Source organism: Ralstonia sp. OTU4908 (assembly GCF_038440115.1).
Lineage (GTDB): Bacteria > Pseudomonadota > Gammaproteobacteria > Burkholderiales > Burkholderiaceae > Ralstonia > Ralstonia pickettii.
Genome location: NZ_JASATD010000002.1, coordinates 266163 through 286556 on the forward strand (window position 1 = coordinate 266163; position 20394 = coordinate 286556).

Annotated in this window: 21 protein-coding genes; 11 read left to right on the forward strand and 10 right to left on the reverse strand. The window is 63.0% G+C overall.

Annotation, left to right across the window (positions count from 1 at the left end; genetic code table 11):
* Positions 1-255 precede the first annotated feature (255 nt).
* Both AAHM38_RS03115 and AAHM38_RS03120 read left to right on the forward strand, forming a co-directional pair.
* Positions 256-1452, forward strand: a complete 1197-nt coding sequence (locus AAHM38_RS03115) for an amino acid aminotransferase (RefSeq protein ID WP_012761623.1) — start codon at positions 256-258, stop codon at positions 1450-1452.
* Between the two features lie 205 nt (positions 1453-1657).
* Entirely contained in the window at positions 1658-2929 is a 1272-nt protein-coding gene (locus tag AAHM38_RS03120) for a polyhydroxyalkanoate depolymerase (RefSeq protein ID WP_009238569.1), read from the forward strand.
* Between the two features lie 68 nt (positions 2930-2997).
* Here AAHM38_RS03120 and AAHM38_RS03125 read toward each other — a convergent pair whose 3' ends face one another.
* The gene (locus tag AAHM38_RS03125; RefSeq protein WP_116574776.1) at positions 2998-3693 is read right to left on the reverse strand and encodes a TetR/AcrR family transcriptional regulator; all 696 of its coding nucleotides are present in this window, start codon (positions 3691-3693) and stop codon (positions 2998-3000) included.
* Between the two features lie 140 nt (positions 3694-3833).
* Here AAHM38_RS03125 and rsxB point away from each other — a divergent pair, with 140 nt between their 5' ends.
* Both rsxB and nth read left to right on the forward strand, forming a co-directional pair.
* A complete protein-coding gene (gene rsxB / locus AAHM38_RS03130; RefSeq protein ID WP_116574775.1) occupies positions 3834-4664 on the forward strand; it encodes an electron transport complex subunit RsxB in 831 nt (276 codons plus the stop codon).
* A gap of 12 nt (positions 4665-4676) precedes the next feature.
* Complete coding sequence (gene nth, locus AAHM38_RS03135; RefSeq protein WP_116574774.1) at positions 4677-5321, forward strand: endonuclease III; 645 nt, start codon at positions 4677-4679, stop codon at positions 5319-5321.
* A gap of 60 nt (positions 5322-5381) precedes the next feature.
* Here the strand turns inward: nth and AAHM38_RS03140 are convergent, their stop codons facing one another.
* Complete coding sequence (locus AAHM38_RS03140; protein ID WP_009238573.1) at positions 5382-5969, reverse strand: malonic semialdehyde reductase; 588 nt, start codon at positions 5967-5969, stop codon at positions 5382-5384.
* 607 nt (positions 5970-6576) lie between these two features.
* Between AAHM38_RS03140 and AAHM38_RS03145 the strand changes: the two genes are divergently transcribed.
* A complete protein-coding gene (locus AAHM38_RS03145) occupies positions 6577-8382 on the forward strand; it encodes a S10 family peptidase (RefSeq protein ID WP_179817507.1) in 1806 nt (601 codons plus the stop codon).
* Between the two features lie 72 nt (positions 8383-8454).
* Here the strand turns inward: AAHM38_RS03145 and AAHM38_RS03150 are convergent, their stop codons facing one another.
* Positions 8455-9390 carry a DMT family transporter gene (locus AAHM38_RS03150; RefSeq protein WP_116574772.1) on the reverse strand — a complete coding sequence of 312 codons (936 nt, stop codon included), beginning with the start codon at positions 9388-9390 and terminating at the stop codon, positions 8455-8457.
* Positions 9391-9504: 114 nt separating this feature from the next.
* Here AAHM38_RS03150 and AAHM38_RS03155 point away from each other — a divergent pair, with 114 nt between their 5' ends.
* A complete protein-coding gene (locus tag AAHM38_RS03155; RefSeq protein WP_009238576.1) occupies positions 9505-9939 on the forward strand; it encodes a DUF1841 family protein in 435 nt (144 codons plus the stop codon).
* 59 nt (positions 9940-9998) lie between these two features.
* Here AAHM38_RS03155 and AAHM38_RS03160 read toward each other — a convergent pair whose 3' ends face one another.
* Both AAHM38_RS03160 and AAHM38_RS03165 read right to left on the reverse strand, forming a co-directional pair.
* Positions 9999-10397, reverse strand: coding sequence for a c-type cytochrome (locus AAHM38_RS03160; protein WP_116574771.1), 399 nt, complete (start codon positions 10395-10397; stop codon positions 9999-10001).
* An 11-nt stretch (positions 10398-10408) separates the two neighbouring features.
* Positions 10409-10777, reverse strand: coding sequence for a c-type cytochrome (locus tag AAHM38_RS03165; protein ID WP_012761617.1), 369 nt, complete (start codon positions 10775-10777; stop codon positions 10409-10411).
* Positions 10778-11075: 298 nt separating this feature from the next.
* On the opposite strand from AAHM38_RS03165, the gene AAHM38_RS03170 reads away from it, so the two are divergent.
* The 4 genes from AAHM38_RS03170 (at position 11076) to AAHM38_RS03185 (ending at position 14318) form a co-directional block, all read left to right on the forward strand.
* Positions 11076-11957 carry an AAA family ATPase gene (locus AAHM38_RS03170; RefSeq protein ID WP_065857353.1) on the forward strand — a complete coding sequence of 294 codons (882 nt, stop codon included), beginning with the start codon at positions 11076-11078 and terminating at the stop codon, positions 11955-11957.
* A gap of 13 nt (positions 11958-11970) precedes the next feature.
* Entirely contained in the window at positions 11971-12579 is a 609-nt protein-coding gene (locus AAHM38_RS03175; RefSeq protein ID WP_065857351.1) for a GNAT family N-acetyltransferase, read from the forward strand.
* Between the two features lie 16 nt (positions 12580-12595).
* Positions 12596-13771, forward strand: a complete 1176-nt coding sequence (locus AAHM38_RS03180; protein ID WP_116574770.1) for a vWA domain-containing protein — start codon at positions 12596-12598, stop codon at positions 13769-13771.
* 148 nt (positions 13772-13919) lie between these two features.
* The gene (locus AAHM38_RS03185; protein WP_116574769.1) at positions 13920-14318 is read left to right on the forward strand and encodes a nuclear transport factor 2 family protein; all 399 of its coding nucleotides are present in this window, start codon (positions 13920-13922) and stop codon (positions 14316-14318) included.
* A gap of 66 nt (positions 14319-14384) precedes the next feature.
* On the opposite strand, the gene AAHM38_RS03190 is transcribed toward AAHM38_RS03185, so the two are convergent.
* From AAHM38_RS03190 to AAHM38_RS03200, 3 genes are all read right to left on the reverse strand, one after another.
* Complete coding sequence (locus AAHM38_RS03190; RefSeq protein ID WP_116574768.1) at positions 14385-15260, reverse strand: spermidine synthase; 876 nt, start codon at positions 15258-15260, stop codon at positions 14385-14387.
* Between the two features lie 8 nt (positions 15261-15268).
* Positions 15269-16027, reverse strand: a complete 759-nt coding sequence (locus tag AAHM38_RS03195) for a tetratricopeptide repeat protein (RefSeq protein WP_065857343.1) — start codon at positions 16025-16027, stop codon at positions 15269-15271.
* Positions 16028-16206: 179 nt separating this feature from the next.
* The gene (locus AAHM38_RS03200; RefSeq protein ID WP_004629041.1) at positions 16207-16716 is read right to left on the reverse strand and encodes a DUF1993 domain-containing protein; all 510 of its coding nucleotides are present in this window, start codon (positions 16714-16716) and stop codon (positions 16207-16209) included.
* 432 nt (positions 16717-17148) lie between these two features.
* Here AAHM38_RS03200 and AAHM38_RS03205 point away from each other — a divergent pair, with 432 nt between their 5' ends.
* A complete protein-coding gene (locus AAHM38_RS03205) occupies positions 17149-17880 on the forward strand; it encodes a type IV pili methyl-accepting chemotaxis transducer N-terminal domain-containing protein (RefSeq protein WP_116574767.1) in 732 nt (243 codons plus the stop codon).
* 48 nt (positions 17881-17928) lie between these two features.
* Here the strand turns inward: AAHM38_RS03205 and AAHM38_RS03210 are convergent, their stop codons facing one another.
* Together AAHM38_RS03210 and htpG are read right to left on the reverse strand one after the other, a co-directional pair.
* Positions 17929-18426, reverse strand: a complete 498-nt coding sequence (locus tag AAHM38_RS03210; RefSeq protein ID WP_116574766.1) for a DNA-deoxyinosine glycosylase — start codon at positions 18424-18426, stop codon at positions 17929-17931.
* Positions 18427-18434: 8 nt separating this feature from the next.
* Positions 18435-20357 carry a molecular chaperone HtpG gene (gene htpG / locus AAHM38_RS03215; RefSeq protein ID WP_116574883.1) on the reverse strand — a complete coding sequence of 641 codons (1923 nt, stop codon included), beginning with the start codon at positions 20355-20357 and terminating at the stop codon, positions 18435-18437.
* Positions 20358-20394 lie beyond the last annotated feature (37 nt).

Genomic DNA, 20394 nt, shown 5'->3' on the forward strand with positions numbered 1-20394 from the left:
CCACCAATCGTCTAGTGTAGCCTGCAGCTCGAGCAATCGTTTGGACAGCCGGGGCCGCACCTCTGTACTGGCCTTTGAACCGCTTTAGGCCCCTGTTCTGCAAGGATTTTGCGGGCGATTAGAGCGTGTATTCGGTACAATTCATCCTCGTGCGCGCCTCGTTGTGCATCTGGCGCCGGGCGACCCGCCCCGAAGTCCACGCCGCACCGCCTGCAAGATCCCACTGAATTCCGAACCAACCGATCGAGACATCTCATGTCGCTTTTCTCCGCCGTCGAACTGGCTCCGCGCGATCCCATCCTGGGCCTGAATGAAGCTTTCAACGCCGATACCCGCAGCACCAAAGTGAATCTGGGCGTGGGCGTGTACTTCACCGACGAAGGGAAAATTCCGGTGCTGCGCGCCGTGCAGGAAGCCGAAAAGGCCCGCCTGGCCGCCGCTGCTCCGCGCGGCTACCTGCCGATCGAAGGCATCGCCGCCTACGACCAGGCTGTGCAGAAGCTGTTGTTCGGCGCTGATTCGCCCCTCATCACCGAAGGCCGCGTGGTCACCGCGCAAGCCCTGGGCGGCACCGGCGCGCTGAAGATCGGCGCCGACTTCCTCAAGCGCCTGTACCCGAACGCCAAGGTCGCGATTTCCGACCCGAGCTGGGAAAACCATCGCGCGCTGTTCGAGTCGGCCGGTTTCGAAGTCGTCAACTACGCGTACTACGATGCCCCGTCGCACGGCCTGAACTTCGCCAGCATGATGGATTCGCTGAACAGCTACGCGCCGAACACCATCGTCGTGCTGCACGCCTGCTGCCACAACCCGACTGGCGTGGACATGACCACCGAGCAGTGGAAGCAGGTCGTGGAAGTCATCAAGGCCAAGAACCTGATCCCGTTCCTCGACATGGCTTACCAAGGCTTCGCCGACGGCATCCAGCAAGACGGCCTGGCTGTGCGCCTGTTTGCTGAATCGGGCCTGCCGTTCTTCGTCTCCAGCTCGTTCTCGAAGTCGTTCTCGCTGTACGGCGAGCGCGTCGGCGCGCTGTCGATCGTGACGACCAGCAAGGACGAAGCCACCCGCGTGCTGTCGCAAGTCAAGCGCGTGATCCGCACGAACTACTCGAACCCGCCGACGCACGGCGGCACGATCGTCGCCAGCGTGCTGACGAGCCCCGAGCTGCGCGCGATGTGGGAGCAGGAACTGGGCGAAATGCGCGATCGCATCAAGTCGATGCGCAATGCACTGGTCGACAAACTGGCCGCCAAGGGCGTGAAGACCGACTTCTCGTTCGTAAAGGCACAGCGCGGCATGTTCTCGTACTCGGGCCTGACCTCCGCACAAGTGGATCGCCTGCGTACCGAGCACGGCATCTACGCTGTGTCGACCGGCCGTATCTGCGTGGCCGCGCTGAACACCCACAACATCGACGCCGTGGTGAACGCCATTGCAGATGTGCTGTAAGGTGCGGTAGGCGTCACGCCCTACAGGCAATTGCAAAAAGAAAAGCGGCTTCGGCCGCTTTTTTGCTGCATGGGAATAGACTGACACGGGCGCATCATAGAAGCAGCGCAACACTCTCGTATCAGGGTTTATGCTGCATCGCAGTAACCTGCACTCAGGTGCATAATCGTTTGCGTCGCCCTCGCCACCACAGACCGGTCCAGCCATGCTTTACCAGCTTCACGAATTCCAGCGCGCCCTGCTCAGCCCCATGACGGCTTGGGCCCAGGCAACTGCCAAGACCTTCACCAACCCCCTGAGTCCGCTGTCTCTGATGCCGGGCGCCCAACGCTACGCTGCGGGCTACGAACTGCTGTATCGCCTGGGCAAGGAGTACGAGAAGCCGGAATTCGGCATCCGCTCCGTCAAATCCAACGGCCGCGACATTCCGATCGTCGAGCAGACCATCATCGAAAAGCCGTTCTGCCGCCTCATCCGCTTCAAGCGCTACGCCGACGACGCCGAGACCATCAAGCTGCTCAAGGATGAGCCGGTTGTGCTGGTGTGCGCGCCGCTGTCTGGCCATCACTCCACGCTGCTGCGCGACACCGTACGCACGCTGCTGCAGGATCACAAGGTGTACGTGACCGACTGGATCGACGCACGCATGGTGCCGATCGAAGAAGGTGCGTTCCACCTGTCGGACTACATCAACTACATCCGCGAATTCATCAATCACATTGGCGCCGACAAACTGCACGTGATCTCGGTGTGCCAGCCGACCGTGCCCGTCCTGGCCGCCATCTCGTTGATGGCTTCGGACGGCGAGAAGACGCCGCGCACGATGACCATGATGGGCGGCCCCATCGACGCACGTAAGAGCCCGACCGCCGTCAACTCGCTTGCGACGAACAAGGCGCATAGCTGGTTCGAAAACAACGTGATCTACACGGTGCCCGCCAACTATCCGGGCCACGGCCGCAAGGTGTATCCGGGCTTCCTGCAGCACGCCGGCTTCGTGGCGATGAACCCGGACCGCCACCTGTCATCGCACTACGATTACTACCTGAACCTGATCGAGGGCGACACGGAAGACGCTGAGGCCCACGTGCGCTTCTACGACGAGTACAACGCCGTGCTGGACATGGCCGCCGAGTATTACCTGGAGACCATCCGCGACGTATTCCAGGAGTTCCACCTGGCCAACGGCACGTGGGTGGTGGAAGGCAAGCCGGTGCGTCCGCAGGACATCAAGAGCACCGCGCTCTTCACCATCGAAGGCGAGCTGGACGACATTTCCGGCAGCGGCCAGACCGAAGCCGCGCATGGCCTGTGCACCGGCATCCCGAGCACGCGCAAGCAACATCTGACGGCGCCCAAGTGCGGGCACTACGGCATCTTCTCGGGCCGCCGCTGGCGCGAGCAGGTGTATCCGCAGTTGCGTGATTTCATCCGCCGCAACGAAGAAACCGCACCGCGCATCAAGGCCGTCGCCTGAGACTGGAGCACCCAACAAAAAGCCTCGCAGTTGCGAGGCTTTTTGTTGCGCGACGATGCTTTCGCCGATCAGCCCTTGGGCCGATCCAGATACGCCAGCAGCATCTTGATATGCAGTTGCGCGAAGGCTTCGTGCTCGTCGGCAGAGGCAATGTCGCGCCCCACCACGGCACTGATCGTGTAACGGTTGGACAGCACGTAATAGCCCAGCGCCGAGATCGTCAGATACAGACGCGACACATCGACGTCGTCGCGAAAGATGCCGGCGCGCTGGCCGCGCTCCACCACACCTCGCAGCACCTCGATGACCGGGTTGACCAGCTCGCCCAAGTGCGGCGAGGTCTTCAGATGCCGCGCCTCGTGCAGGTTTTCGCTGTTGAGCAAGCGGATGAACTCGGGGTTCTCGTAATAGAAATCCCAGACGAACCGCGCAAGCTGGATGACCGCCTCACGCGGGTCCGACGACTCGATCTGTACCTGCTCTTCCGCCTCTTTGAAGCGGAAATACATGTGCTCGAGCACGGTCAGGAAGAGTTTTTCCTTGCTGCCGTAGTAGTAATACAGCATGCGCTCGTTGGTCTCGGCGCGCCGGGCGATGGCGTCGACGCGCGCGCCGGCAAATCCACCGCGCGCAAACTCCTCGATTGCAGCAGCAAGGATGCGTCGGCGCGTGCCGGCGGGGTCGCGACGCGTGCGGGGTGCGGCGGATTCGCCGTGAGCATCGGCTTCGATGTCGGCGAGTGGCGCGGCTGGATGAGACGGCATGGCACGTCGGTCCGTTTAGAACGCGGGAATTATGTCATACGGTCAAGACATGCCCGCCGTATGCGATGTCAGGGCATGCACGCCTTGCGCAGGGGCCAAATCGGCGATAATGGCAGACTATTCAAACGACAAGTCCCATCGTGGTTTCCTTGGTCCCCGCAGTGGCCGCATCCTTGGCCGACCGGCTCGAAAACCTCTTGCCGCAAACGCAATGCACCAAGTGCGGCTACAACGGCTGCCGTCCCTACGCGGAAGCCATGGCCAGCGGCGAGGCGCTCCCCAACCGTTGCCCACCTGGCGGGGCGGAAGGTATTCGCCGGCTGTCCGACGCACTTGGCCGCACAGGCGAACTGCTGCCGCTGGACCCGTCCAACGGCATCGAACAGCCTCGCGCCATCGCAGTCATCGACCCGGAACGCTGCATCGGTTGCACGCTGTGCATTCAGGCGTGCCCGGTCGACGCCATCGTGGGCGCGCCCAAGGCGATGCACACGGTGCTGGAGGACTGGTGCACCGGTTGCGACCTCTGCGTGCCCCCCTGCCCTGTCGATTGCATCGACATGATCCCTGTCACTGGCGAACGCACGGGCTGGGATGCCTGGAGCCAGCAACAGGCCGATGTCGCGCGGGACCGCTACGTCTTCCGCAACGCGCGCCTCAAGCGCGAACAAGCCGAGAACGAAGCGCGCCTCGCCGCCAAGGCAGCGGCCAAACTCGCTGCCCTCAGCGCTGAACAACCGGCCGATGAGGCTGAGCTTGCCGCGCAAGCGCGCAAGAAGGCGATCATCCAGGCCGCCATTGAACGGGCGCGCCAGAAGCAGGCCGAGATGGCCGCGCGCGGACAAGGTCCACGCAACGTGACCAACGTGACGGCGGACGTGCAAGCCCAGATCGATGAGGCCGAAGCCCGCCGCAAGCGCATCGCCAGCCAGATCGAACAGAGCACCAAACCCGACGCAGACGCCCACTGAACCAGCCCGACGATGAATCCTGCCAAGCGCCACGCCATCTTCGAGACCCTGCGCGAGAACAACCGGACGCCGACCACCGAGCTGGAATACACCACGCCGTTCGAACTGCTGATCGCGGTGCTGCTGTCGGCACAGGCGACCGACGTTGGCGTGAACAAGGCGACGCGCAAGCTGTTTCCGGTGGCCAATACGCCCGCCAAGCTGCTGGCGCTTGGCGAGGAGGGCATCACCGAATACATCAAGACCATCGGGCTGTATCGCACCAAGTGCAAGCACATCCTCCAGACGTGCCGCATCCTGCTCGACCAATACGGCGGTGAAGTGCCGCGTGACCGCGCCGCGCTGGAAGAACTACCGGGTGTGGGCCGCAAGACCGCCAACGTGGTGATGAACACGGCCTTTGGTGAGCCGACAATCGCGGTCGACACGCACATCTTTCGCGTCGCCAATCGCACGGGCCTGGCCCCCGGCAAGAACGTACTTGAGGTCGAGCTGAAGCTGATGAAGGTGGTGCCGGAAGCGTTTCGGCAAGACGCGCACCACTGGCTGATCCTGCATGGGCGCTATGTATGCAAGGCGCGCAAGCCCGAGTGCTGGCATTGCGCGATCGAGCCGCTGTGTGAATTCAGGCCGAAGACGCCAGCGCCGAAGGAATGAAAAAGGGGGACTGCACCGTCTGATGCGAGTCCCCGTTTTCTTTGCGCGACCGGTCGTCGATCAAAGGATCTTGCACGCCTCTTCGAACGACAGACGCGGGTTGCGCGGGTGCAGCTTCTCGGCGTCGCCGTAGCCGATGTTCATGATGAAGTTGACCTTCCACTGACCATCGGGGAAGAACGTCTCGTTCACCTTGTCGGCATCGAAGCCGGCCATCGGGCCGCAATCCAGGCCGAGCGCACGCGCGGCGAGCACGAGATAGCCGCCCTGCAGCGAGCCGTTCATCAGCGCGGCGGCGTTGATCTTGGCCTGGTCGCCGGCGTACCACGAACGGGCATCGGCGTGCGGAAACAGCTTGGGCAGTTGCTCGTGGAACTGCGTGTCATACGCGACGATCACGGCCACGGGCGCTTGGCGGGTCTTTTCCTGGTTGCCGGCCGACATGCATGGAATCAGACGCTCCTTGGCAGCAGCGCTCTTGACGAATACGAAACGAGCCGGCGTGCTGTTCGCAGCAGTCGGGCCGTACTTCACGGTGTCATACAGCGTGTGCAGCAGTTCGTCATCGACCGGCTTGTCCAGCCACACGTTGTGGGTACGGGCTGCGTGGAACAGTTGGTCCAGCGCGGACGGTTCAAGCATCGGCATTGCAAGGTGCTCCGGAAAAAGTTGAGGACCGCATTGTAATGCGCCATATCCGTGTGCGCCGGACACCCGCACGCCCCGGATGGGCACCCGGGCGCCATCAGCAGCCCAGTGGCTTTAGAAAAAACGACATGCCTTCTTTGTATTTAATCGCACTTACTGCGATGCACCACCGCATTGACATGGCCATTTTTACAGTCCATCGCGCACGATGAAAAACAGCCCTTTACAACGGTTTGCTTACGAACTACTTTTTCGTTCGTCATTGCATTACCCGCAGGGTTGGATGTATCGGATTCGCGCCTTGTTTTAAAAAGGGCGCGCAGTTCCGTTCATCCCCATGTTTTCGCACAGCCCTTGCCAAGCTTTGCGCAAACGCCTTGAGGGCTTGACCCCGCAATCCATCTGTTTTTGAGATCCGCTTGGATTTCAGGGGCTTCTTTTGCCGAATAAAAAACAATTGCATTAATTTCCGCAAACAAGGCGGGAAATCATAATATTCGTTTCGCGTCGCATAGAAATGAAAAAACGCAAAGCGAATATGGAGCCCACTTAAAACCACACGTTTTAAGTGATGGCGTTCGTCACCCTGAAAAAGGCCATTATCGCCATGAAAAAATCCAGGTTATCGACCAGTGATTTTGCAGGTTTGTCCCGGACCCTTGGTGTATCGTTTGCGGCCGCGGCGCTGTCCGCCGTGCTGCTTGCGGGTTGCGGCGGCGGAGATTCGTCCGCCACGGCCAACCCCAGCGGCGTTGCCGCCAACGCCGGCAACGCAACCACACAGCCGGTGACGGCCGCCGTGCCGCCCGACCAGCCCTACGTCGACCCGAACGTCTACGGCACCGGGCCCAACGACGCACTTGCCGCCGACCCGGGCGAAAGCGCAGCCATCACGCACCACACAGTCACAATCGGCGGCAAGAGCATCGCCTACACAGCCACCGCCGGCCACCTGACCACCATCGACCCGGTCACCTCGCGATCCAACGCGACGATGTTCTACGTGGCCTACACGCAGGACAATCCCGATCCATCGAAGCCGCGTCCGGTGACGTTCTTCTATAACGGCGGCCCGGGCTCGTCGTCGGTGTTCCTGCTGCTGGGCTCGTTCGGGCCGAAGCGGCTGCAGTCGTCGTTCCCGAACTTCACGCCCCCGGCGCCGTACAAGCTGCCCGATAACCCGGACAGCCTGCTCGACCGCTCCGATCTCGTGTTCATCAACCCGGTAGGCACCGGATATTCGGCCGCCATTGCACCGGTCAAGAACAAAGACTTCTGGGGCACCGACCAGGACGCCCGCTCCATCGACCGCTTCATCCAGCGCTACCTGACCAAGAACTCGCGCTGGAACTCACCCAAGTTCCTGTACGGCGAGTCGTATGGCACGGCGCGCAGTGCGGTGCTGTCGTGGGTGCTGCATGAAGACGGTATCGAGCTGAACGGGATCACGCTGCAATCGTCGATCCTTGACTACGCGAATGCACTCTCGGCCGTCGGCACCTTCCCGACGCTGGCCGCCGACGCGTTCTACTGGAAGAAGACGACGCTCAACCCGGCACCGACCGACCTCGACGGCTACATGGTCCAGGCCCGCAACTACGCCGACAACACGCTCGCCCCGCTGGCACAAGCGCCGAGCGCCGCAGATGGCGGGTTCGTCAACGTGCGCCTGAACCTGAACCTGTCGACGGCGCAGACGATGGGCTCGTACATCGGCACCGATCCGGTCTCGCTGATCCAGACGTTCGGCAATCCGGCAGCGCTGGGCAACGTGCCGTCGCAGAACAACAACCCGCCGTACACGTTCTTCCTGACGCTCAACCCGGGCATCCAGATCGGCCAGTATGACGGCCGCGCCAACTACACGGGCCAGGGCATCGCGCCGTTCATCCTGCCGAACTCGGGCAGCAACGATCCGTCGATCTCGAACATCGGCGGTGCGTATACGGTGCTGTGGAACAGCTACCTGAACACCCAGCTCAAGTACACGTCGACCTCGTCGTTCGTGGACCTGAACGACGCCGTGTTCAACAACTGGGACTTCAGCCACATCGACCCGACCGGCGCCAACAAGGGCGGCGGCAACACGCTGTACACCGCTGGCGACCTCGCCTCGACGATGAGCCTGAACCCCGACCTGAAGGTGCTGCAGGCCAGTGGGTATTTCGACGCCGTCACGCCGTTCCACCAGACCGAGCTGACGCTGGCGCAGATGCCGCTCGATCCGACGCTCAAGGCGAAGAACCTGACGATCAAGAATTACCCGTCCGGCCACATGATCTATCTGAACGATGCGTCGCGCACCGCGCTCAAGGGTGACCTGGCTTCGTTCTACGATGGCGTGATGGCCGATCGTCCGGCCCTGATGCGGGTGCAGAGCCTGCAACGCCTGCCGAGCGGCCCGAAGAAGTAATCGCCTCAAGGCCGAAAGCAAAACCGCCCAGTTCTTGTTGGGCGGTTTTTTGTGGGGCGTGAAGATTCCGCTTCAGGCCATTTCGTCCGCGCTGTGACCGGCAGGCTTGGCATCTGCGCGGGTCAACCACAGCACGCCCGCCAGGATCAATGCGCCGCCAGCCATCTGCATGGGCGCGATCGACTCGCCGAGCAGCAACGCCGCGAACAGCACGGTCACCACCGGCTCCAGCGTCGACAGCATCGACGCCTGCGCCGCCCCCAGTTTCTGCAGGCCGGCAAAGAACGTCAGGATAGCCACCACCGTCGACAAGCCTGCAATGGCCAGCGCCGCGGCCCAGCCGCTGAACGTGCCCGGCAGATGCGCCGGTGCACCGAGCAACGCCATCCCCGTGTACACGACGGCCGCAGCGGTACAGATGACGGTCGTGCACGCCAGTGGATCGAGCCCGCGCGTCACACGGGCACCGACCGTGATGTAGATCGAGTAAATGACCGCCGAGGCCACGCCCAGCCCGATGCCGAGAAGGCTGCCGCCCGACAGGCCCGCACCGCCCACCGTCAGCCCCGCCCCGACCGAGCACAGCGCCAGCGCGATGATCGCCGTGGTGGTCAGCCGCTCGCGCAGGAAAATCGCCGCCAGCACCGTGACGAACATCGGATACAGATACAGCAGCAGCGCCACCAGGCTGGCCGGTGCGTAGTTCAACGCCGTGAAAAACGCGAACGACTGTCCGGCATAGCCGATGCCGCCCATGGCCGCCAGCCCCGCTACGCGCGACCACGGCGGTATGCCGATGCGGCGGACACGCATCACGGCCATCAGCGCCGCGGCCGCGATCACAAAGCGCACGATCAGCAGACCGACCACGTTGGCGCCACTCGCATAGGCGTAATGCGTGAAGATGGCCATCGCGCCGAACGATGCGGCGGACACGGCGATCAGCAGCACGCCTAGGAGCTTGTCGGCGGCGCGCGCAGCGAGGGAGGAAGCGATCGGTCGTCTCATGGCATGCGGCGATCTTGTTGGGGTCGCCGTCTGGAGATGGGGGCGCCATTGTAGCGTTGCCGTCTCGCCAAGCTACCGGCAGGCGTCAGGGCGCGCCGGTACAATGTTGAAATCATGTTCAATCCATCCCGCGACGAAGTCCGTCAATTCTTCTGTGGCGCATGGCGCAAGCACCGCCAGGCAGAAATCCTCACGCCGCTTGAGGCCATGGCGCTCGACTGGATGCTGCAGCATCCCGAATACCACGACACCCTGGAGGCCGGCGAAGAAGCGCTCGCCCGCGACTACACGCCGGAAAGCGGACAGAGCAACCCGTTCCTCCACCTGTCGATGCACCTGTCGATCAGCGAGCAGGTGTCGGTGGATCAGCCGCGCGGCATTCGCGCTGCGTATGAAGCGCTGGCCCAGCGGCTCGACTCGCCGCACGAGGCGCAGCATCAGGTGATGGAATGCCTCGGCCAGATGCTCTGGACGGCGCAGCGCACGGGCCTGCCGCCCGACGGCGACGCCTATATCGAGTGCGTGCGCAAGCGCGCCACCGCCCGCTGAATCTGAAGCCAACAAAAAACCGCTCCGAAGAGCGGTTTTTCTTTACCGGCGATGCCGCATTACTTCTTGAGCACCAGCGAGCCCGGCAGCGATTCGATGTACGCAGCAATGTCCTTCAGCTCAGCCTGCGTAAAGGGACGCGGCTTGCCGTCGGCACCGGTGGTGGCGGGGTTGCTGTTGACCTGGCCCGCCATGATGGCGTTGCTGCGGCCCACCAGCGGGTTGTTGCTGGTCTGATAGGCCAGCAGCGCGTGATAGATGTAATCGCCGTGCTGGCCTGCGAGCTTCGGATAGTCCGGCGAGATCGGAGCGTTCAGGCCGGCGCCATGGCAGGCCACGCAAGCGCCCTTCTCCACCAGTTGCTTGCCCTTTTCAATATCGGCAGCGTGCGCAGACACAGCGGCTGCCAGCATCAGCGCGCCCAGATTGAACGAGATTGCGAGCGAGATCTTCTTCATATTGTTCCTCGTCACTTCTGCGGATTGTTTTGGGTGGCCGGCGTCTGCGCCGCGTAGTACGCGGCGAGGTTGGCGATGTCCTGGTCAGTCAGCGACCCGGCGATGGCGCGCATGGTCGGGTGCTTGCGGTCACCCTTCTGATACGCATGCAGCGCGCTTTCAATGTATTTGGCGTTCTGGCCGCCCAGATAGGGCACGCGATACACCTCGGGGAACGACGTCTTGTAATCGGGGATGGCATGGCAGCCGATACACATGGCGACCTTGTTTTCCGCGGCGGCAGCGTTGCCCTGGACGTCGGCTGCGGCGGCGCTGCTGGGTGCGGCGAACAGTGCGCCTAACGTGCCCAATGCGGCCACCATGGTGAGGATCTTTTTCATCTCGTTCTTAAGCGTGGAGTTTCAGAATCCTGCTCGCCCTGCCGGCTTGGCTCGTCTCAGCCGGCTGTCTCGCTGGGCGCATTCACCCGCCGTTGGCAACAAGCCAGAAGACGGTCATTTGAGGTGCGTCAAACCGGCGCATTGTACCGCACCGTTTTTTTGCCAGTCCAGTTAGGGCTCCCGTGACTTGACAGCAAGGAATGGCACGGCGCGCGCGCCGCTGGCGTTCGGCGTCAAACACCCAAATGCTCTTATACTGGCCGTTTCCAAATCTTTTACCGCTCAGTAGGCTTGCACGATGAACACCACCACCTCGCCTGCCCCATCCGACCAGCGCACACGCTTCGAAGGCTCTGACCAGTACGTCGCCACCGATGACCTCAAGCTTGCCGTCAACGCATCGATGACGCTGCAGCGCCCGCTGCTCATCAAGGGCGAGCCGGGCACAGGCAAGACCATGCTGGCCGAGGAAGTGGCCGCCGCACTGGGTATGCCGCTATTGCAGTGGCACGTGAAGTCGACCACCAAGGCCCAGCAAGGCTTGTACGAATACGATGCCGTCTCGCGCCTGCGCGACTCGCAGCTCGGCGATGACAAAGTGCACGACATCCGCAACTACATCGTCAAGGGCGTGTTGTGGCAGGCCTTCGAGGCGGACGAACCTGTCGTGTTGCTGATCGACGAGATCGACAAGGCCGACATCGAATTCCCCAACGATCTGCTACGCGAACTGGATCGCATGGAGTTCTACGTGTACGAAACGCGCGAAACCATCCGCGCCAAGCACCGCCCGCTGGTGATCATCACGTCGAACAACGAGAAGGAATTGCCCGACGCGTTCCTGCGCCGCTGCTTTTTCCACTACATCAAGTTTCCGGATGCCGAGACGATGCAGGCCATCGTCGATGTGCACTACCCGGGTATCAAGCCCGCGCTGGTCAAGGCTGCGCTGGATGCGTTCTATGAGATGCGCAACCTGCCGGGGCTGAAGAAGAAACCGTCGACGTCCGAGTTGATCGACTGGCTCAAGCTGCTGCTGGCCGAGGACATTCCGCCGGAATCGCTGCGCAGCCAGGACAAGAACGCCGCCATTCCGCCGCTGCACGGGGCGCTGCTCAAGAACGAACAGGACGTACACCTGTTCGAGCGCCTGGTATTCATGAACCGCGCCAATCGCTGAGCGAGCCACCACCATGCCGCGCCTGATCGAGCCCGTCACGCTGTCCGGCCAGCACGCCTGGCTGGAGCCACTCGGCCCGGAGCACGAGGACGAAGTGCGCGCCGCGGCCGCTGATGGCGAGCTGTGGAAGCTTTGGTACACATCCGTCCCATCGCCCGACAAGACCGGCGAATGGCTGGCCATTGCCCTCGACATGCGCGAACGCCTGGGTGCCATGCCGTTCGTCGTGCGAGAGATGCACGATGGGCAGCCCGGCAAGGTGGTCGGCGCCACGCGCCTCTTCAACGTGGACGAAGCCAACCGGCGGCTCGAAATCGGCCACACGTGGTACGCCAAATCCGTACAGCGGACGGCGGTCAACACCGAATGCAAGTTGCTGCTGCTCACGCACGCATTCGAGACACTGCGCTGCATTGCGGTGGAATTCCGCACACACTGGATGAACCACCAGAGCCGCGCGGCCATCGCCCGGCTCGGTGCCAAACAGGACGGCGTGCTGCGCAATCACCAGCGCATGCCGGACGGCAGCTTCCGCGACACGGTCGTGTTCTCGATCATCGAATCGGAATGGCTGACCGTGAAACGCCATCTGCAATACAAGCTCGAGCAACCGCGCGCCTGAGCGCCGGAGGACCACCATGCTCATCGATTTCTTCTTCACGCTGCGGCACGCCAAGCTGCCGGTCTCGGTCAAGGAATACCTGACGCTGCTGGAAGGGCTCAAGCAGCAGGTCATCGCGCCGTCGCTCGACGAGTTCTACTTCCTCGCGCGCATGACGCTGGTGAAGGACGAAAAGCACTTCGACAAGTTTGACCAAGCGTTCGGCGCCTACTTCAAGGGCGTGGAAGGCGCGGTCGATTGGCGTGCGGACATTCCGCTGGATTGGCTCACCAAGAAGCTGGAGCGCGAACTCTCGCCCGAGGAGAAGGCCAAGATCGAAGCCATGGGCGGCCTCGACAAGCTGATGGAGCGGCTGAAAGAACTGCTGAACGAGCAGCACGAGCGCCACGAAGGCGGCAACAAATGGATCGGCACCGGCGGCACGTCGCCGTTCGGGCACGGCGGCTACAACCCCGAAGGCATCCGCATCGGCGGGCCATCGAAGGGCAACCGCACCGCGGTCAAGGTGTGGGAAGCACGCGCGTACAAAGACTACGACGACACCGTCGAACTCGGCACGCGCAACATCAAGGTGGCGCTGCGCCGCCTGCGCAAGTTCGCGCGTGATGGTGCCGACATCGAGCTGGACCTCGACGACACGATCCACTCCACCGCCGCCAACGCCGGCATGCTCGACATCAAGATGCGCCCCGAGCGGCACAACAACGTCAAGGTGCTGATGCTGATGGATGTGGGCGGCTCGATGGACGACCACATCAAGCGCGTGGAAGAACTTTTTTCCGCCGCCAAGACGGAATTCAAGCACCTCGAGTACTACTACTTCCACAACTGCGTCTACGAATGGCTGTGGAAGAACAACCGACGGCGCCATGCGGAGCGGTTCTCCACCTGGGACGTCATCCGCAAATACCCGCCCGACTACAAGCTCATCTTCGTGGGCGACGCGACCATGAGCCCGTACGAAATCCTGCAGGCCGGCGGCTCGGTGGAATACAACAACGCCGAAGCCGGCGCCACATGGCTCAAGCGGCTGATCGAACAGTTCCCGAAGTTCGTCTGGCTGAACCCCGAGCCGGAAGGCCTGTGGGAATACCGCCAATCCATCTCGGTCATCAACCAGATCGTGAAGACGCGGATGTACCCGGTGACGATTGCGGGGTTGGAATCCGCGATGCGACTGTTATCGAAGTAACGCACCTCCCAACGTTTCTCCGGGCGTGGACGCGGTGATTACCTGACGCGTAATCGACACCAGCCCCGCTGGCGCCGAAGATGAAGCCATCCAGCGCATGACGCATCACCGCGCTGGGCAAGCTTCCCACTTCGAACGGAGAAACGTCATGACCGCCACCCAACTCGCCGCCAACGACACGCTCGCCGATACGCTGGTCGACCGTTACATCGCCGCATGGAACGCAACAGACGCTGCACAACGCCGCGCCCTCGTCGCGCAAACCTGGACTGAAAGCGCCACGTATGTCGATCCGCTGATGCAGGGCGCCGGCCATGACGGCATCGAGGCGCTCATTGCGGTCGTGCAGGCCAAGTTCCCGGGCTTCCGCTTTGCGCGCGACGGCGGCGCGGATGTCGTGCAGGACACGATCCGCTTCCGCTGGACGCTCGGCCCCGAGGGGCAGGCGCTAGTCAAGGGCACCGATTTCGTACGCATCGAAGGCGACCGCATGCAGACAGTGACCGGCTTCATCGACCAGATGCCAGGCATGGGCGACGCCGCCTGAGCGCCCCGCACAAAACCAAACGCCCCGAAAGTCGGGGCGTTTTGCATGGGCGGCACGCGGCAGCAATCAGATAGACAGCGCGTCTTCCTGGCCGGCGTTGGCACTGCGCAAACCCTCAGCCCAGCCCTTGGTCGGCAGCTTGATCGAGGCCTGCAGCGCGGCGGCGCGCGCCTGCACGGCTTCCCAGCTGACCTGCAGCGGCGGGCCATTGAATGCCAGCGCAATCACGTTGCCGTCATGCACTTCGGGGAATACGAGCACGCGATTGTCGAACGCGTCACAGATGCGCTCGATATTGCGCGGGAAGCTGGTGTGGTCGCCAAACAGGTTGATCGTCATCACACCCGGCGAGCGCAATACCTGGTGGCAAGCCTTGTAGAACGCCGGTGTATCGAGCACGGGGCCGCGCGCGGTGGCGTCATACAGGTCGATCTGCAGCGCATCGACGGTGCCGTGGTGGCTCGCGTCCGTCACCCAGTCGTACGCATCCTGCTCGAGCACGCTCAAGCGTGCATCGTCAAACGGCAGGCCGAACATGCTGCGCGCCGCGACGATCACGGACGGGTTCAGCTCCACCGCCGTCACCTGCGCGGGCGCGAGATGACGATGGCAGAACTTGGTCAGAGCGGCAGCGCCGAGACCCAGTTGCACGACGTGGAAGTCCGCTCGCGCGGCCGGGTCGAGAAACAGCAGCCACGCCATCATCTGCTGCGCGTATTCCAGTTCGATGGCATCGGGCTTGGACAAGCGCATGGCGCCCTGCACCCATTCCGTACCAAAGTGCAGATAGCGGACCCCCGCCAGTTCAGAGAATGTGACGGGCGCAAAGCGCGGGGCCATGCGTTTCGGTTCGTCATCGTGGCTCTGGCGGTCTTCGCGCTTGGCACGGGCCGGACGGCGCGAGGCGACGGCCTCGATGGATTTACGTTTCAACAGCGTCATAAAGCGGATCAACGGGAAGAAGACTGGGCGGCCGCGGCACGCTGCAGCCATTCGCGATTGTGGTCTTTGGCATAGCGCGTCCAGTGCTTGGCGTCGCGCAGGATTTCCTCAAACAGGGCCTGCGCCCGCAGCTTGTCGGCATCGTTGTTCTGGGCGAGGAGCCATTCGCCGAAGAGGCAACGGGCGGCGGCATCGTTCGCGCAGGTCAGGGCCTGCTCGAACGCTTCACGCGTATTCGGCGCATTCGTCGCGGCCAATGCACGTGCATACAGCAATGTCGGATCGGGCTGCTGGCGAGTCACGCGATGCGCTTCGAACAGCTTGTCGAGCGTGTCCTTGGCGAGCGCCGCATCGCCCGTGGCGAACTGCGCGCGGGCCAGACCCAGCAGCACGGCCGGGTCGCCGGCAAACGGGCCGGTCGCTGCCTGCTCGAAGTGCTGGCGGGCTTCCTTTGCATCGCCGGCCTCCAGCAATGCTTCGCCCAGACGCAGTCGGTGCTGCACGGTCGGCGCACGGTCGAAATCGTTGCGGGCTTCGCGCACGGCGCGGTTGGGGTCGATCAGTTGCGTCACTGCGCGACTGGCAACGCGGGCACCGCGCGAGTGGCGCATCTCCGGAAGATAGATCGCGAAGAAATACACCACGCTGCCCAGCAGCGGGAACGCAAACAAGATGAACAACCAGTAGATGTTCTGGTTGTTGCGCACGACGTGCACCGCAAAGAACAGCGCGACGATGACGTGAAACCCGATTCCAAGAAACGGCATGTGAAGGCCCGATAGAGAAATGCACCGACGCCCCCCCGCGTCGGCCTCGGGCGCGATTGTGACAGATGCGCTGCAGCGGGGGGGATGCCGCGCCCTTGACGCCTGCACCCTGCTCGCCCGGAAGCCGCATAGAGCCGGTCTTCAGGGTCGATGGGGCAATGGCCTAGGCGAAGCGAACCTCAGGGATGACCCAGGAAGTCCAGCTTGCCGATCTCCACGCCGTTATGGCGCAGCAGCGCGTAGGCCGTGGTGACATGGAAATACAGGTTCGGCAGCACAAAACCGCGCAGGTAATCGATGCCCGTGAACTGCAGTTCGCGGGTCGGGCTCTTGAGCGTGATCTGGCGATCCTCGCTGCCGGCGAAGGCCGCGGGGTCGATGCTGTTGACGAACTCCAGCGTCTTGGCAATGCGCGCCTTCAGCTCTGGAATGGTCGTCTCCACATCCGGGTACGACGGCACCTCGTTGCCAGACAGGCGCGCCGCGCCGCCCTTGGCCTGATCACAGGCAATCTGGACCTGCCGCGTGAACGGATGCATGTCCGGCGCCAGACGCGCGGTCATCAGATTGGCCGGGTCGAACTTCTTCGCTTCTGCGTGGGCAGCCGCCTTGTCGAGCAGGGCCGACAGATTGCCGAGCATGCGGTTGGCCGTCGGTACGAGAAACTCGTACATCGAAGGTGTGGTCATGGGAGTGCTTTCCTTGGTATCCATCGTTGTGGCCGCCGACGATCTTCTGCGCAACCCTGCGGCAGCGCGCTCTTGCGCAGGGCACAGTGTAGGCCAGCGATTCGGCCGGTGCATGGCGCACGCGCACGCCTCGTCATGAGGCATCTGGCACGAGATTAGTGCGGCAGACCCTCTTGGCGTGTGCGGATCGACGGGCCCGCCGGCCTCTCTTGCGTGGCATGGCTATTGCATCGGCAAGGACAAGGCCAACGGCGGCCTTGATCTACCTTGGCACTTCGCGATAACGCGCTCCGCACAGGAGCGTCCGGGGCAACGGCGCTCCGAGGCGACACGGCACGTCCCCGGCAACCGGTGCGTCGCCGTCTCGCTTCGGGGCGTTTTTTTCTGGCCGGCGCGACTCCATCAGCGCCGACACCACCTGCAAGGCATGACATGAACGCTCCCTCCATCCCGGCTTCCGCGGCCGATGTGTCCGTCGAGACCATTGGTGAGCTGATCAACCTGTCCGGACGGCAGCGCATGCTGTCACAGCGGATCGTGCTGCAAATGGTATTGGCGGCTCAGGGTCATGCCGCCGCGCTCGACATCGCACGATCGTGCCTGGCGACATTCGCGTCGGCACACACCGAACTTGTGGACGGCAATGCGCGGTTGCCCGGCGCGTTCTCGGAGGCATTGCGTCAGTTGTACTCGGGCAAGCTGCGCGGCGATGCGCGCGTCCGCGAGTTCATCGCGCTGGCCAAAAGCGCCATCGATACCCTGTCGACCGGCACGACCCAGCGCAACCCGTCGCTCGATGCGCTCGTCGCGCAGGCCACGCCCATGCTGGAATTGCTACAGACCATCACGCAGGCGTACCAGGAGGAAATGCATGTATGCGAAGTCGCACTGCGCAAGCGTCAGGCGGACATCGCCACGCACCTTGGCCGCATCTCGATGCAGGCCAACATCGTCGCCATGAACGCGCGCGTCTCCGCGGCGCGGGCGGGTCCTTACGGGCGCGAGTTCTCGGTCATTACGACGGTGCTCGCAGACATCATCCAGGAGATGGACCAACTGATCCGCAATGTCGTCGGCACGAACGACGCCGGCCAGTCCGGCGCCGGCACGCGCCGGCCATCGACGCCGGCATCGCAAACCTTCGGGCACATGTCACTGAGGTGATGAACGACGTGACCGGCTTGTACAAGGGACCGACCAGGTAGCAGGAAGCTACGACAGCCACTCACGCACCGCTAGCCACGCCGCCAACTTCTGGGCATACGACACGGCTGCATAGGCCGGACTGCTGGAAGGGAGTTTGAGGATGGTGTGGCGGTCGCCGATGTCGCCCAGCGCCTTTACGCCAATGCGCGACGCGGTGCCGCCGTTAAAGGCAATGAGCGCCAGTTCCGGCAACGAGGCGATCAAGCCGGCAAGGTCATTCCCGGCATGGTCCCGGATCTTGCTGTCGAGACTGCCTTCGCGCTTGGCTTCGGCCACCACATCCCACAGGCCGATGCGATGCGCAAGCAGCACCTGCAAACGCGCGGCGTATTCCATGCCCGGCAAATCCTGGCCGATCACCTCGCCGGCCAGGCGCCAGAACTGGTTCTGCTTGTGTGCGTAGTACTGCGACTGCGCAAGCGATGCTTCGCCGGGCAGGCTGCCCAGGATCAGCACGCGCGTGTGCGCGTCGACCACAGGCGGAAAGCATCGCTTGAGCGTCACGCGGGTCGTCAGGCCAGCAGGCGGTTCACGCGCTGCACGTACGCCGCCGGGTCGGCCAACGCGCCGCCCTCAGCCAGGAGTGCCTGGTCGAACAGCACGTGCAGGCGATCCTCAAAAGCGGCGCGATCGGCTTCGTTGCCGGTCACGGTTTCCAGCAGCGCGAGCTTGCGCACGAGCGGGTGCGTCGGGTTCAGCTCCAACACCGGCTTGCTGTCCGGGGCTTGTTGGCCGGCTTGCTTGAGCAGACGGGCCAGCGTGCCGCTGATGTCGCCTTCATCGGCCACCAGACACGACGGCGAATCGGTCAGACGATGCGTGATGCGCACGTCCTTGGCCTTGTCGCCGAGCACAGCCTTGGCACGCTCGACCAGCGGCTTGAACTCGCCTTCCACCTTGGCGTGCTCGGCCTTCTCGGCTTCGTCTTCCAAGGCGCCCAGATCAAGATCACCGCGCGCCACCGACACCAGTTCCTTCTCTTCAAAGTCGTGCAGGAACGACAGCATCCACTCGTCCACGCGGTCGGTCAGCAGCAGCACTTCCACACCCTTCTTGCGGAAGATTTCCAGATGCGGGCTCGACTTGGCGGCCGTCCAGTTTTCGGCGGTCACGTAGTAGATCTTGTCCTGGCCTTCCTTCATGCGCCCAATGTAATCCGCCAGCGAGACGGTCTGGGCGCTGTCTTCGTTGTGCGTGGAAGCGAAGCGCAGCAGCTTGGCAATGCGGTCTTTATTGGCGTGGTCTTCGCCGATGCCCTCCTTGAGCACCTGGCCGAAGTTTTGCCAGAACGTGGCGTACTTTTCCTTCTCGGCCGCGTCATCCGACTCGGCCATCGATTCCAGCATGCCCAGCACGCGCTTGGTGGAGCCTTCGCGGATAGCCTTCACGTCGCGGCTTTCCTGCAGGATTTCGCGCGAGACATTCAACGGCAGATCGGCCGAATCGATCACGCCCTTCACAAAACGCAGGTAGCCCGGCAGCAGTTGCTCTGCGTCGTCCATGATGAAGACACGCTTGACGTACAGCTTCAGGCCGCTCCGGCGCTCGCGGTCCCACAGGTCGAACGGCGCGTTGGTCGGGAGGTACAGCAGCTGCGTGTATTCGCTACGGCCTTCCACGCGGTTGTGCGTCCAGGCGAGCGGCTTGCCGTTTTCGTGGGCAATGTGCTGGTAGAACGCGATGTACTGATCATCGGTCACGTCAGCGCGCGGACGGGCCCACAGCGCGCTGCCCTGGTTGATGGTTTCCCATTCGTCCTGGGCCACCATCGCCTTCTTCTCTTCGTCCCACGCTTCCTTGCGCATCTGGATCGGCAGGGAGATGTGGTCCGAATACTTTTGCACGACCGACTTGATGCGCCAGGCGGAGAGGAAATCGTCCTCACCCTCGCGCAGGTGCAGCGTGATGGTGGTGCCTCGCTCGGCACGTTCGATGCTGTCGACGGTGAATTCGCCGTCGCCGGTGCTTTCCCAGCGCACGGCTTCATTGGCGGCCACACCGGCGCGGCGCGATTCCACCGTCACGCGGTCGGCCACGATAAACGCCGAGTAGAAGCCCACGCCAAACTGGCCGATCAGGGCAGCATCCTTCTGCTGGTCGCCCGAAAGCTGGCTGAAGAACTCGCGCGTGCCCGAGCGGGCGATGGTGCCGAGGTTGCGGATGGCCTCGTCGCGGCTCATGCCGATACCGTTGTCGGCGATCGTGATGGTGCGCGCGGCCGCATCAAAGCCGATGCGGATGCCAAGCTCGCCGCCGCCTTCCAGCAGCGACGGATTGGCGATGCCCTCAAAACGCAGCTTGTCCACCGCATCGGACGCATTGGAAACCAGTTCCCGCAGGAAGATTTCCTTATTGCTGTACAGCGAGTGGATCATCAGATGCAGAAGCTGCTTCACTTCTGCCTGGAAAGCCATCTTCTCGTGCGGTGCGCTCATGGTCTGCATCAAAATGGTCTGAAAAATGGAAAGAGAA